The 13,361-nt window shown below is 51.6% G+C and carries 13 protein-coding genes; all 13 read left to right on the forward strand.

Annotation, left to right across the window (positions count from 1 at the left end; all coding sequences use genetic code 11):
• The first annotated feature begins 10 nt into the window (after positions 1–10).
• On the forward strand, positions 11–571 hold the full coding sequence (locus tag QQM41_RS10955) for an NADH-quinone oxidoreductase subunit B family protein (RefSeq protein ID WP_003625270.1): 561 nt from the start codon (positions 11–13) through the stop codon (positions 569–571).
• The gene (locus tag QQM41_RS10960) at positions 564–1,223 is read left to right on the forward strand and encodes an NADH-quinone oxidoreductase subunit C (protein WP_050820066.1); all 660 of its coding nucleotides are present in this window, start codon (positions 564–566) and stop codon (positions 1,221–1,223) included. The genes QQM41_RS10955 and QQM41_RS10960 overlap by 8 nt, the downstream gene beginning before the upstream one ends.
• The gene (locus QQM41_RS10965; RefSeq protein WP_050820065.1) at positions 1,223–2,503 is read left to right on the forward strand and encodes an NADH-quinone oxidoreductase subunit D; all 1,281 of its coding nucleotides are present in this window, start codon (positions 1,223–1,225) and stop codon (positions 2,501–2,503) included. Before QQM41_RS10960 ends, QQM41_RS10965 begins: the two co-directional genes overlap by 1 nt.
• The gene (locus tag QQM41_RS10970; RefSeq protein WP_087651964.1) at positions 2,500–3,141 is read left to right on the forward strand and encodes an NAD(P)H-dependent oxidoreductase subunit E; all 642 of its coding nucleotides are present in this window, start codon (positions 2,500–2,502) and stop codon (positions 3,139–3,141) included. The genes QQM41_RS10965 and QQM41_RS10970 overlap by 4 nt, the downstream gene beginning before the upstream one ends.
• Before the next feature lie 11 nt (positions 3,142–3,152).
• Entirely contained in the window at positions 3,153–4,481 is a 1,329-nt protein-coding gene (gene nuoF / locus QQM41_RS10975; protein WP_050820063.1) for an NADH-quinone oxidoreductase subunit NuoF, read from the forward strand.
• Between the two features lie 5 nt (positions 4,482–4,486).
• Positions 4,487–6,565 (forward strand): NADH-quinone oxidoreductase subunit NuoG, encoded by a 2,079-nt coding sequence (gene nuoG, locus QQM41_RS10980; RefSeq protein ID WP_339077130.1) that lies wholly within the window; start codon positions 4,487–4,489, stop codon positions 6,563–6,565.
• 5 nt (positions 6,566–6,570) lie between these two features.
• Positions 6,571–7,599 (forward strand): NADH-quinone oxidoreductase subunit NuoH, encoded by a 1,029-nt coding sequence (gene nuoH, locus QQM41_RS10985; protein WP_006116565.1) that lies wholly within the window; start codon positions 6,571–6,573, stop codon positions 7,597–7,599.
• Positions 7,599–8,087 (forward strand): NADH-quinone oxidoreductase subunit NuoI, encoded by a 489-nt coding sequence (gene nuoI, locus QQM41_RS10990; RefSeq protein WP_019088402.1) that lies wholly within the window; start codon positions 7,599–7,601, stop codon positions 8,085–8,087. The genes nuoH and nuoI overlap by 1 nt, the downstream gene beginning before the upstream one ends.
• An 18-nt stretch (positions 8,088–8,105) precedes the next feature.
• Complete coding sequence (locus QQM41_RS10995) at positions 8,106–8,837, forward strand: NADH-quinone oxidoreductase subunit J (protein WP_080986821.1); 732 nt, start codon at positions 8,106–8,108, stop codon at positions 8,835–8,837.
• Complete coding sequence (nuoK, locus tag QQM41_RS11000) at positions 8,834–9,157, forward strand: NADH-quinone oxidoreductase subunit NuoK (protein WP_006116568.1); 324 nt, start codon at positions 8,834–8,836, stop codon at positions 9,155–9,157. The genes QQM41_RS10995 and nuoK overlap by 4 nt, the downstream gene beginning before the upstream one ends.
• Positions 9,158–9,163: 6 nt before the next feature.
• On the forward strand, positions 9,164–11,104 hold the full coding sequence (gene nuoL, locus QQM41_RS11005; RefSeq protein WP_050820060.1) for an NADH-quinone oxidoreductase subunit L: 1,941 nt from the start codon (positions 9,164–9,166) through the stop codon (positions 11,102–11,104).
• Between the two features lie 72 nt (positions 11,105–11,176).
• Entirely contained in the window at positions 11,177–12,619 is a 1,443-nt protein-coding gene (nuoN, locus tag QQM41_RS11010) for an NADH-quinone oxidoreductase subunit NuoN (protein WP_339077131.1), read from the forward strand.
• Positions 12,616–13,359 carry a biotin--[acetyl-CoA-carboxylase] ligase gene (locus QQM41_RS11015; RefSeq protein ID WP_339077132.1) on the forward strand — a complete coding sequence of 248 codons (744 nt, stop codon included), beginning with the start codon at positions 12,616–12,618 and terminating at the stop codon, positions 13,357–13,359. Before nuoN ends, QQM41_RS11015 begins: the two co-directional genes overlap by 4 nt.
• Positions 13,360–13,361: the final 2 nt, after the last annotated feature.

The following is a 13,361-nucleotide window of genomic DNA, read 5'->3' on the forward strand; positions in this document are numbered from 1 at the left end:
AGATACAGCCATGACAACCAACCAGCAGGATGCGGTCTTATGGAACCGCGAAGCGCTTCCGCCTGGCCCAGAGCAAGATGCTGTTGTGCGGGGCATTACAGGGGTTCTGGCCGAAAAAGGCTTTGTTGTTGCCAATCTGGATAAGTTGGTGAACTGGGGGCGTACAGGTAGCTTGTGGCCTATGTCCTTTGGGCTGGCTTGCTGTGCAGTGGAAATGATCCACGCCTATATGCCGCGGTATGATCTGGACCGCATGGGTATTATCCCGCGTGGTTCTCCGCGCCAGTCAGATGTCATGATTGTGGCTGGCACGCTTACCAACAAAATGGCCCCCGTGCTGCGCCGGTTGTACGAGCAAATGGCCGAGCCACGTTGGGTTATTTCCATGGGCTCCTGTGCCAATGGCGGTGGGTATTACCACTATTCTTATTCTGTGGTGCGTGGGTGTGATCGCATTGTGCCTGTAGATGTGTATGTGCCCGGCTGCCCGCCTACGGCAGAGGCTTTGATCTACGGCATCATGCTGCTTCAGAAAAAAATACGTCGGACAGGGACCATTCTCCGTGGCTGAACTTCCTGTAAATCCTCGGCAGGGGCGCCTTGAGGGGCGGCTGTCTGCCATGGCCTTTACCTTTATGGCAACTGTGCCTTCAGTTTCCTATGCGGCAATAGAAAAAGGTGAGTTGGTTGTCCGCATAGAGCGCGATCACTTATTGCGTTTTTTCGAGTTGCTGAGGGATCATCCATCATATCGCTTTGAGCAGCTGATGGATTTGTGTGGGGTAGATTATCCAGAACGATCACAACGCTTTGAGGTTGTTTATAATCTACTGTCTGTCACACATAACCACCGTATTCGCGTCGTTGTGCAGACAGATGAAGTAACCCCCGTGCCTTCAGTACACCATTTATGGCCCTGTGCCACATGGTGGGAGCGTGAATGTTACGATCTGTTTGGAGTGGTCTTTTCTGGGCAGCCAGATATGCGGCGTATCCTTACAGATAATGGGTTTGAAGGGCACCCGCTGCGCAAAGACTTCCCGTTAACGGGCTATGAACAGGTTCGTTACGATGTGGAGCGCAGGCAGGTTGTAAAAGAACCTGTTTCCTTGACACAGGATTTTCGAGATTTCGATTTCGTTTCCCCATGGGAGGGCATGCTGACTTTGCCGGGAGACGAAAAAGCGCATGAAGTCAGACAGGGCATGAAGAGGTCCGGCTGATGACTGAATTGAAAAACACCTTTATCGAAACTGCAGATACTGTGCTGCGGCAAGATGTTCCTGAAAGCCTTGTGCCAGAAAAGGTGGCGGAAGAAGAACCACGCAAGGTTGTGGAAATTGATTCTCACGCGCTGAATTTTGGCCCCCAGCATCCATCTGCACATGGTGTGTTGCGCTTGGTGCTGGAAATGGAAGGTGAGGTGGTGGCGCGTGCCGTGCCCCATATTGGCCTTTTGCATCGTGGCACAGAAAAACTGATAGAATACAAAACCTATCAGAAAGCTCTGCCGTATTTTGATCGGCTGGATTATGTTTCTCCGATGTGTGAGGAGCAGGCATTTGCTCTGGCAACGGAAAAACTTCTGGGCATTGATATTCCAGAACGCGCCAAGTGGCTGCGTGTTATGTTTGCAGAAATAACGCGTGTTCTAAACCATATTCTCAACCTTACAGCGATGGGGTTAGATTGTGGGGCCGTTACCCCCGCTTTGTGGGGATATGAAGAGCGCGAAAAACTTCTGGAGTTTTACGAGGCCGCATCTGGCGCGCGGTTTCATGCCAATTATTTCCGCCCGGGCGGTGTGGCGCGGGATGTTCCGGCAGGTTTGGAAGATAAAATAGGCGCATGGGCCAAAGAGTTCCCAAAATGGATTGATGAACTCGAAGGCCTTCTGACTGAAAACCGTATCTGGAAACAGCGTACGGTTGGTATTGGCGTTTTTACAACAGAGCAGGCATTGGCTTGGGGCTTTAGTGGGCCGTGTTTGCGTGCCTCGGGTGTGCCGTGGGATCTGCGGCGTAATCAACCCTATGACAATTACCACAAGGTTGAATTCAATGTGCCGGTAGCGCGGCAGGGTGATTGTTATGATCGTTATTTGGTGCGCGTTGCGGAAATGCGTGAAAGCGTCAAGATTATTGAGCAATGTCTGGCCCAGATACGCCCAGGGGACGTAAAGGTGCAGGACCCTAAGTTCAGTCCGCCTCCACGCGCAGAAATGAAGCGTTCTATGGAAGCGCTCATTCATCACTTCAAGTTGTTTAGCGAAGGGTATCATGTACCCTCCGGCGCAACCTATACAGCGGTTGAAAGTCCTAAAGGAGAGTTTGGGGTGTATCTGGTTGCTGATGGAAGCAACCGGCCTTATCGCTGCAAAATTCGCCCAACAGGATTTGCTCATCTTCAGGCCATCGATGAACTGTCTCGCCGCGGTATGCTGGCAGACATGGTGGCCATTATCGGATCGCTTGATCTTGTGTTCGGGGAGGTTGACCGATGAATACCACCTGGGCCCCGGCAGAACAGCCGGATAGCTTTGCTTTTGATGATGAATCTGAAGCAGAAATTGTAAATGTTCTTAAAAAATATCCAGAAGAGCGCAAAGCCAGTGCGGTTATGCCGCTTTTGTATGTTGCACAGCGCCAGATGGGCCGTGTAACCGGTAGCGCCTGGATACCTCTTGCAGCAATGGATGACATTGCCCGCAGATTAGAGATGGCACCAATACGTGTGTATGAGGTTGCCTCTTTTTACACCATGTTCAACACAAAGCCGATTGGTCGCTATCATCTTCAGGTCTGCACAACCACACCATGCTGGCTACGTGGTTCGGATGCGGTAACAGAGGCTTGCCGTAAGGCAACGGGTATTCATCATTTTGGTGAAACCAGCGCAGATGGTCTGTTCACTCTAACAGAAGTGGAGTGTCTGGGCGCATGCGCCAACGCACCTATTCTGCAAGTTGATGATGATTACTACGAAGATATGGATGGGCCTCGCACAGAAGCATTAATTGCGGATTTGCGTGCAGGCCGGAAGCCAGAAGCTGGGCCGACTATCAACCGTATGTGCTCAGCACCGGAAGGGGGCAGAAAAACCCTTCTGGAAACGTCTGCATCATCCCCGGATCAGAAATAGGAGAAACGGCTATGCTTCAAGACAAAGACCGTATCTTCACCAATCTTTACGGCCAGGATGATTGGCGTTTGCCCGCAGCCCGCAAACGGGGAGACTGGGATAATACAGCAGCCATTATTGCAAAAGGGCGTGATGCAGTAGTAGCAGAAATGAAAGCCTCTGGCCTGCGTGGGCGCGGCGGAGCGGGTTTTCCCACCGGGCTAAAGTGGTCATTCATGCCCAAAAAGTCTGATGGTCGCCCACATTATCTCGTTATCAATGGCGATGAATCCGAACCCGGCACATGTAAGGACCGGGAAGTTATGCGGCATGAGCCACATAAGCTGATAGAGAGCGCAATGATAGCCTCTTTCGCTATGGGAGCACATGCGTCTTATATTTACATCCGTGGCGAGTTTTGCAGAGAAGCCGAGCGCCTTCAGGCTGCCATAGATGAGGCTTACGAGGCAGGACTCCTCGGAAAAAATGCAGCTGGTAGCGGATGGGATTTTGATTTCCGCATTCACCGTGGTGCTGGCGCATATATTTGTGGGGAAGAAACAGCTCTGCTGGAAAGCCTGGAAGGCAAAAAAGGCCAGCCCCGTATGAAGCCCCCATTTCCGGCAGGAGCGGGGTTATATGGTTGCCCAACTACAGTGAATAATGTGGAAAGTATAGCCGTTACATCCACCATTATGCGCCGTGGTGCAGCCTGGTTTTCTGGCTTGGGCCGACCCAATAATGCAGGCACAAAACTTATGGCCATTTCCGGCCATGTAAATACACCTTGTGTGTTTGAAGAAGAACTGGGTGTTCCGCTTAAAGAAATTATTGAAAAACACGGCGGCGGTGTGCGCGGTGGCTGGGATAACTTGCTGGCCGTTATTCCCGGTGGTTGCTCTGTTCCTGTGTTGCCTAAATCTATCTGTGAAACTGTGCTGATGGATTACGATAGTTTGCGTGCAGAACGTTCCGGCTTGGGTACGGCTTGCATGATCGTAATGGATAAATCCACAGATATTATTGAAGCTATCGCGCGTTTTTCAAAGTTCTTTAAACATGAAAGCTGCGGCCAGTGCACGCCATGCCGAGAAGGCACCGGGTGGATGATGCGTATGATGAACCGCATGGTGCAGGGTAAAGCTGAAATAGAAGAAATTGATCTGCTGGAGCAGGTGACCAAGCAGGTGGAAGGTCACACCATTTGCGCGCTGGGTGATGCCGCTGCATGGCCTATTCAGGGGTTGATCCGGCATTTCCGACCAGAAATGGAAGCGCGTATCCGGCAGTACAAGGCTGCGCATAGCGGCACGGGCTTGGTGCAGGTGCCTGCGGGCGGTGTGCCAGTGGCGGCGGAGTAAGAATAATGGTGAAGGTCATTGTTGACGGTACACCGGTAGATGTGCCCGCAGGTTTTAGTGCTTTGCAGGCGTGTGAGGCTGCCGGAAAGGAAATACCGCGTTTTTGCTATCATGAACGGCTTTCCGTTGCCGGTAACTGCCGTATGTGCCTGGTAGAAGTGGCGCGTGCACCCAAGCCTGTTGCATCCTGTGGTTTTCCTATTTCTGAAGGAATGCAGATTTTTACGGATACAGAGGTTGTGCGCCGTGCACGCCGTGCTGTTATGGAATTTCTGCTGATTAACCACCCGTTGGATTGTCCTATTTGCGATCAGGGTGGGGAATGTGATCTGCAAGACCAGGCTTATGGGTATGGATCTGGTATTTCGCGCTATCATGAAGAAAAACGCGCTGTAACAGACAAAGATCTTGGACCGTTGGTTAAAACGGTTATGACGCGCTGCATCCAGTGTACACGTTGTGTTCGGTTTAGCACGGAAGTTGCTGGCACGCCTGAGTTGGGTATGGTCTCACGCGGTGAAAATGCTGAAATCACCACATACGTGCAAAAAGCGCTGACATCAGAACTTTCAGGAAATCTGATAGATGTTTGCCCTGTAGGTGCCCTTACAGCCAAGCCATCGGCTTTTCATGCGCGTTCATGGGAATACAAAAAAACAGACAGCATTGATGTGATGGATGCGCTGGGCACGAATATCCAGGTTCAGGCACGCGGTGGTGAAGTCATGCGCATTGTGCCGCGTGTGAATGATGAAGTGAACGAAGAATGGCTTTCTGACAAAGGACGTTTTTCGGTTGATGGGCTTAAGCGTCGGCGGCTTGATCAGCCTTGGGTGCGTGTGCACGGTAAGCTGCATCCGGCCACATGGCAGGAGGCATTTGTTTCCTTGGCGTGTAGGCTAGAAGGCGTGCCAGGTGAAAAGATCGGTGCCATTGCGGGTGATCTGTGTGATGTAGAAAGCCTATGTGCCCTTAAGGATTTTTTGAATAACCTCGGTTCATCAAACTTGGACTGCCGACAAGATGGCGCATGGTATGATTTGAGTGCACGCGCAAATTACCTGTTTAATAGCGATATTGCCGGCATAGATGAGGCAGATGCCTTGTTGCTGGTAGGGGTAGAACCACGGCATGAGGCCCCTGTTTTAAATGCCCGTATTCGTAAGCGGTATCTTGATGCAGGGCGAGGCGGCTTTCCCATAGCCAGCATTGGCCAGTTTGTTTCTGACCCAACATATCAGGTTGATATTCTGGCTGATGGACCAGATGCGTTGGATGCCCTGTTAAAAGGGGAAAATGCTTTTGCAGAGGTTTTGCAAAAAGCATCACGCCCCATGATCATTCTTGGGCATGGGGCCTTAACCCGTCAGGATGCCCCAGCTATTTATGCAGCATGTAAGAATTTGGCGGCAAAAACAGGTGTTGTTGCGGATGGATGGAACGGGCTGAATGTTCTGCACACAGCGGCATCCCGCGTGGGGGCACTGGATATTGGGTTTGTGCCCGGCCCGCACGGATGCGCCACTGCCAGCATGCTGCGGGGTGGTGTAGAAGTTTTGTGGTTGATGGGCGCAGATGAACTTCCCATTGATCGTATCTCGCCAGAAACCTTTGTTGTGTATCAAGGGCATCATGGTGATGCAGCGGCCAAGAGGGCAGATATTATTCTGCCCGGGGCCGCTTATACGGAAAAATCAGGTACATACGTAAATACTGCCGGGCGTGTACAACGTGCCTTCCGGGCTGTATTTGCCCCGGGAGATGCGCGAGAAGATTGGCGTATTATCAGGGCTTTTTCAGAAGTGTGTGGGCACACGTTGCCGTATAATACGGTGGAGGAATTGCGTGCGCGTATGGCGGATGTAAACCCTGTGTTTGCGCATGTGGGGCATATCACAAAATTTGCAGCCCCTCAGGCAATTGCCTCACAACAGAAAAAGGATGAGGACAAAAGCTTTATGTCCGCACCTTTCAGGTCTGTCATCCCAGATTATTACCAGACCAATGCTATCAGCCGTGCCAGCCCTACTATGGCAGAATGTTCAAAAGTTTATAGCGTGCCTCGCGCAATAGCAGCGGAGTAAGGCCAATGGGACAGTTCTTCTACCACACCCTTGCTGGCCAGATTATTCTGATGCTGCTGGAAACACTGGCCGTTTTGGTGCCGCTGCTGATTGCGGTTGCGTATCTTACGCTGATGGAACGCAAAGTGATGGCCGCCATGCAGCGCCGCCGTGGGCCGAATGTGAATGGCCCGTTTGGGCTGCTTCAGGCTTTTGCAGATGCCATCAAGATGATTGTAAAGGAAACAATCATTCCGGCAGGCGCAAACCGTGCTTTGTTTCTGTTTGCACCGTTTCTTACCTTTTCGTTAGCCATGGTGGCATGGGCGGTTATTCCTACAGGTAACGGTTTGGCAGTTGCCAATATCAATGTGGGTATTCTCTACCTTCTGGCTATTTCGTCATTAGGTGTTTACGGCATTCTTATTGCTGGCTGGGCGTCTAATTCCAAATACGCTTTTCTTGGTGGCTTACGCTCTGCCGCGCAGATGGTTTCTTACGAAGTTTCCATTGGCTTGGTGATTGTTTCCGTGTTGCTGGCTGTGGGTAGCCTGAACCTGAACGATATTGTTCTGGCGCAGCGCCATGTCTGGTTCTGCTTGCCAATGTTCCCGATGTTTATTGTGTTTTTTATATCGGCATTGGCAGAAACAAACCGCGCACCGTTCGATCTTCCCGAAGGGGAAAGTGAGCTGGTGGCGGGTTTTTTTGTTGAATATTCATCCTTGGCGTTTGGTCTGTTCTTTTTGGGCGAATACGCAAACATGATCCTTATGTCCTCCATGGTCAGTATTCTGTTTCTGGGGGGCTGGCTGCCACCATTGGGTATTGCACCGCTGACTTGGGTGCCGGGGCCTTTGTGGCTGATTTTCAAAATCCTTTTTTGTCTGTTCGTCTTTATCTGGGTGCGTGCCACGTTCCCGCGGTATCGGTACGATCAGCTTATGCGGCTGGGCTGGAAAGTATTCCTGCCACTTTCCCTTCTATGGATGATCGGAACGGCAGGTTTTCTTATGGCAACAGGTCTGCTGCCCCATATGGGAGGTGTGAACTGATGGGTGCTTTAGGTAACACGCTGCGCTCTTTCCTGCTGAAAGAGCTGGTGGGGGGCATGTCATCCACTTTCCGCATGATGTTTCGCCCAAAAGTGACATTAAACTACCCTTACGAAAAAGGGCCGCTATCCCCCAGGTTTAGGGGGGAGCATGCATTGCGCCGTTACCCAAATGGGGAAGAACGCTGTATTGCCTGCAAGCTTTGTGAAGCGACATGCCCGGCAGAGGCCATTACCATTGAGGCGGAAGAGCGCGATGATGGGTCTCGCCGCACCACACGCTACGACATTGATATGACAAAGTGCATTTACTGCGGTCTGTGTGAAGAAGCCTGCCCGGTAGATGCGATTGTTGAAGGCCCGAACTACGAATTCGCCACCGAAACGCGCGAGGAGCTTATGTACGACAAAGACAAGCTTTTAGCGAATGGAGACAGGTGGGAAGCGCTGCTTGCGCGGCGTCTGGAATTAGATGCCCCGTATCGCTGAGCAGATGCAGGCCATGACATGGCAGGAGGTTGGCCAATGATGGCACAGCTTGTTTTCTACGTTTTTGCAACGGTGCTGCTGTTTTCGGCTGTAATGGTCATTAGCGCACGTAATCCGGTGCATTCCGTGCTTTTTCTTATCCTTGCATTTTTTAATGCAGCGGGTTTGTTCTTGGTAGCTGGGGCCGAGTTTTTGGCCATGCTGCTTGTTATTGTTTACGTGGGGGCAGTGGCTGTTCTGTTCCTGTTTGTTGTGATGATGCTGGATATAGATTTCAGCAGCCTACGCGAAGGTTTTCAGAAACACGCACCTTTAGGCGTATGTGTTGGGGGCGTGTTGTTTGCTGAACTGCTTATGGCGTTCAGTAACTGGAAAATGGCGCCTGCCAATATTGTGGCACCTCTTAATCCTGTGCCTCAGCTTACCAATACGGAAGCTTTGGGAACCGTTATTTACACACACTACGTTTTTCTGTTTCAGGCGTGTGGGCTGGTGCTGCTGGTTGCCATGATAGGCGCCATTGTGTTGACGTTGCGTGAACGCGCTACAGGCCGCCGCCAGAACATAGATAAGCAACACGCACGCACAGTTGAAGAAACGCTGGAGCTTGTACAACTGCCACTTGGCGAAAACGTGTTTGAAAGCGGTGGTTTCCTGCGGCCCAAAGGCTCCTATTACGAAACAGCAGTTCCCGGTTCCTATGGTTCCGGAAATCAGGCTGTAGCGGAAACAGAGGAGAACAGGCCATGACATCCGCAATCGCTCCCATAGGTATTGGGCCTTATCTTTTTGTTAGCGCGGCACTGCTGGTTTTGGGTGTGTTTGGTATTTTTCTAAACCGCAAGAACGTCATCATCCTGCTGATGTCCATGGAACTCATTCTGCTTTCGGCCAATCTCAATCTTGTTGCGTTTTCTTCCGCACATGGAGATCTGTCCGGGCAGGTCATGGTTCTGTTTGTGCTTACAATTGCCGCAGCAGAAGCGGCCATCGGTCTGGCTATTGTTACGGTGTATTTCCGTAATCGTGGATCCATCCAGGTCGAAGACGTGACGATGATGAAGGGATGATTGGCTATGCAGCCCGATCTTAACCTCTTTTCCGCCGCTGTTCTTACACCTCTTGTAGGGGCTACCGTAGCTGGGCTTGGTGGTCGCCTCATGGGTGATACCTTGGCCAAAGCCGTTACCCTTTTGTGTATGGGCATTGCGACGCTTTGTGCCATTGGGGCTTTGTGGGGTGGGTGGCTTGCAGGTTTTGGCCATGCCACAGTGCATCTTGCACAATGGGTTCATGCGGGTGGGTTTGATGCCACGTGGACGCTAAGGTTTGATGCGCTATCTGTCACTATGGTTGCAATGGTGCTTGTGGTCTCGCTGCTGGTGCATTGTTACAGCCTTGGCTACATGAGCCATGACTCTATGCCCACATACAGGTTTTTTTCTTATCTTTCCCTGTTTACCTTTGCCATGCTCATGCTGGTTTCTTCCAATGATCTGATCCAGCTTTTTTTCGGATGGGAAGGGGTCGGGCTCGCCAGTTATTTGTTGATTGGCTACTGGTATGATCGTCCATCCGCAACAGCGGCAGCTATCAAGGCCTTTGTGGTCAACCGCGTGGCGGATTTGTTTTTCCTTGTCGGCATCGGGCTGATTTATGTGCTGTTCCACACTGTGCAGTATGATGCCATTTTTGCACAGGTTCCGCAGGTTCTAAACGCCCCATACACGCTGTTTGGTGTTTCCTTCCGTATGCTGGAGGTTATCTGCCTGCTGCTGTTTGTTGGGGCTATGGGTAAATCGGCCCAGTTGTTCCTGCACACATGGTTGCCAGATGCCATGGAAGGCCCAACACCTGTATCTGCCCTTATCCATGCAGCCACAATGGTTACGGCCGGTGTGTTTCTTATGGCGCGTATGTCTCCATTGCTAGAGTTTGCGCCTGCAACACGCACGTTTATTATTCTTATTGGTGCAACCACCTGCTTTTTTGCAGCAACGGTGGGTATGGTGCAGCCAGATATCAAGCGCACCATCGCGTATTCTACCTGTTCCCAGCTTGGTTACATGTTTGCCGCTGTGGGTGTGGGTGCGTATCAGGCTTCAGTTTTTCATCTGACAACACATGCCTTTTTCAAAGCGCTTCTGTTTCTGGGTGCTGGTTCCGTTATCCATGCAATGCATGATGAACAGAACATGTTTAAGATGGGCGGCTTATGGAAAAAGCTGCCACTGACCTACACGGTGATGTGGATAGGCAGCTTAGCGCTTGCCGGTGTGTTTCCGTTTGCTGGCTATTGGTCCAAGGATGCCATTCTCAATGCGCTGTGGTCCACCGGTTCTTCTGCCAGCATGTATGCATGGAGCTTGGGCACAATCACTGCTTTTCTTACAGCTTTTTATAGCTGGCGGCTTATTTTTCTGGTGTTTCATGGCCAGGCAGCAGATGCCCATGCACGGGATGCCGCGCATGAAAGTCCAGCCGTTATGAGCGTACCTTTAGTGCTATTGGCTTTTGGTGCCGTTGTGGCAGGTATTCTTTTGGCGCCATTTTACATTGGAACGCACCAGATCGGTTTCTGGGAAGGGGCCATTTTCAACGCTCCAGATAATACGATTATGGAAAATCTGGAGCACGTGCCGGGCCTGATTGCCATTTTGCCCTCTTTGGCAGGTTTGGCTGGTATTGCAGTAGCTGTGCTGTGTTATGTGCTGAACCCCGCTTTGCCAACCAATATTGCGCGGGCTTTTGGGCCGCTTTATCGCTTTCTGTTGAACAAATGGTATTTTGATGAATTGTATGATGCCATTTTTGTGCGCCCCTATGCCGCAATCGCACGTGTTCTCTGGAAAGATGGAGAAGAAGGTGTGGTGGAAGCCGTGCCGCATGACATGGTGCAGGCTGCACGTACAAGTGCTGCCCAAGCCGTAAAGCTGCAAACAGGGTCTATCGCTATTTACGCGTTTACGGTGCTGGCCGGTCTAGTTGTGCTGTTAACCGTGGCGCTGTGTGGCTGAGGAAGAAGCAAACATGATGCGCGAAACGGTTTTTTCCTTTTCTTTCTCCTCCCACCTGCGGGGTATGGTGCAATGAGTATGACCAGCTTTAACTGGACAATAGCGGTGCCAGAAATTGTTCTGGCGTTGTCTGGTATTGTTATTCTGGTGGCCGGTGTGTTGCAGCGGAAAGGGGAAGGATTTTTTTCTTCCGCCATGTTGAGCATTGCAGCATTTGCCGTATGCGGGTTTCTGGTTCTGCTGTCTCCCACGGGGGAAGGCTATGCAGGCACCTTTGTAAATGATGGCTTTGCCCGCTTTATGAAGATGCTGATACTGGCAGGTGCATTAACCGCTGTGGTGCTAACGTTCAGTTACCGCACGCGGGATAAAACCACTCTGCCGTTTGAAACCCCGGTGCTGATGCTGTTTTCAACATTGGGTGCGATGATTATGGCATCCTCCGCCAATTTGATGACATTGTTCGTAGGGTTGGAACTCTCATCTCTGTCCATTTACATTTTGTGTGCGATGGAGCGGGATAGCGTGCTGTCATCCGAGGCAGGGCTGAAGTATTTCGTGCTTGGGTCTTTGGCTTCTGGTCTGCTGCTCTATGGTATTTCGCTTGTGTATGGTTACGCAGGTACCATGGAATATACAGGGCTGGTGGCGGCCATTCGGGCTTCCGGCAATCTGCCAATGGGGCTGATTGTTGGTATTGTTTTTATTGTTACTGGCCTGTGCTTCAAACTCTCCGCTGTGCCGTTTCATATGTGGACGCCAGATGTCTATCAGGGTGCGCCCACCCCGGTAACAGCTTATATGGCAGGGGCGCCAAAATTTGCAGCTTTTGCGCTGTTCTTGCGCGTTATGGCCGGGCCGTTTGGTACGGTTGCGCCGCGTTGGCAAATCCTGATTGAAACTGTTTCCGTTCTGTCCATGGTGTACGGGGCTTTTGCAGCTATTCCTCAAGGCAACATCAAACGCCTGATGGCATATTCCTCCATTGGTCATATGGGATATGCCATGATGGGGCTGGCAGCGGCATCGCTTGCAGGCGTGCAGGCCACGCTTATTTATCTGGCCGCGTATTTTGTCATGAACGCAGGTGTGTTTGCCTGCATTACGGCAATGCGGCGGAAGGGGCGGGAAGTTGTCAGTATTTCCGACCTGGCGGGTCTTGGGCGTACAGATCCGGCAATGGCTGCTGTTCTGGCACTGTTTATGTTCAGCATGGTGGGAGCCCCACCTCTGGCTGGTTTCTTTGGTAAATTTCTGGTTTTTGCCGCAGCTTGGCAGTCTGGCCTTTACGTACTGGTGGTAATTGGCGCACTCTCCAGCATAGTTGGTGCGTATTATTATCTGCGGATTGTGAAGGTGATGTATTTTGATAGCCCAGCAGAAGAGCTGGATCGTCCTGCACCCAGCCTGCTGTTTGTTTCTGGTAGCATGGGTTTGGCAACTGCCTTGTTTGTTGCTGGAATGGGCCCTCTCATGGCATGGGCGCATCAGGCAGCACTTGCTCTGGGCGGATGAAAGATCAGCCTAGCCCGTGGCGGCTTGAATGCTTTGCAGAACTGGGCTCCACCTCTGATTTCTGTCTGGAACAGGCACGGCAGGGGGCAGCTTCCGGCCTTGCGGTTTTAGCCTTTAGGCAAACTCAAGGCCGAGGCAGCCGTGGCCGCCAATGGGTGGATGCCGGGCAAAGTCTCGCTTTATCTGTTCTGCTAGATGCGCAACAGGCGGGGCAGGATATGCTGGGGGGGTGGCCGTTTGCCGCCTCTTTGGCGTTTTATGATGGCTTGCTGCGCGCCGTGCCTGCTGTAGCAGGGCATCTCATGATAAAATGGCCGAATGATCTTTTGTTGGATGGTCAGAAGGCTGGTGGTATCCTGATAGAGCGGGAAGGCGCACGCCTTGTTATAGGTTTTGGCGCCAATCTCACGCAGGCGCCATCTCAACAGCAAACAGGTCGCTTTGCCGCTTGCTTGGGCCAGTATGGTGAGGTTCCGCCTGTAAAGGATGTTGCCCAATATATTCTTTCCAGTCTGACAGATTGGTGTGCCGTTTGGCAGCAAAACGGCTTTGGCGCATTACGGCAGGCATGGCTTGATCGGGCGCATCCTGTAGGGACGCCTCTTGTCGTTAGCAGCCGAACTACTTATGAACAGGGGAAATTTGCGGGTTTGGCCGAAGATGGCCGCCTATTACTGGACACGGAAACCGGTATGAAAACGATCACGACAGGAGATATCCTGCTGGAAGAAGGGGTATAAAG

The sequence above is a fragment of the Acetobacter sp. AC2005 genome (genome assembly GCF_037901235.1).
GTDB classification, from domain to species: domain Bacteria; phylum Pseudomonadota; class Alphaproteobacteria; order Acetobacterales; family Acetobacteraceae; genus Acetobacter; species Acetobacter oryzoeni.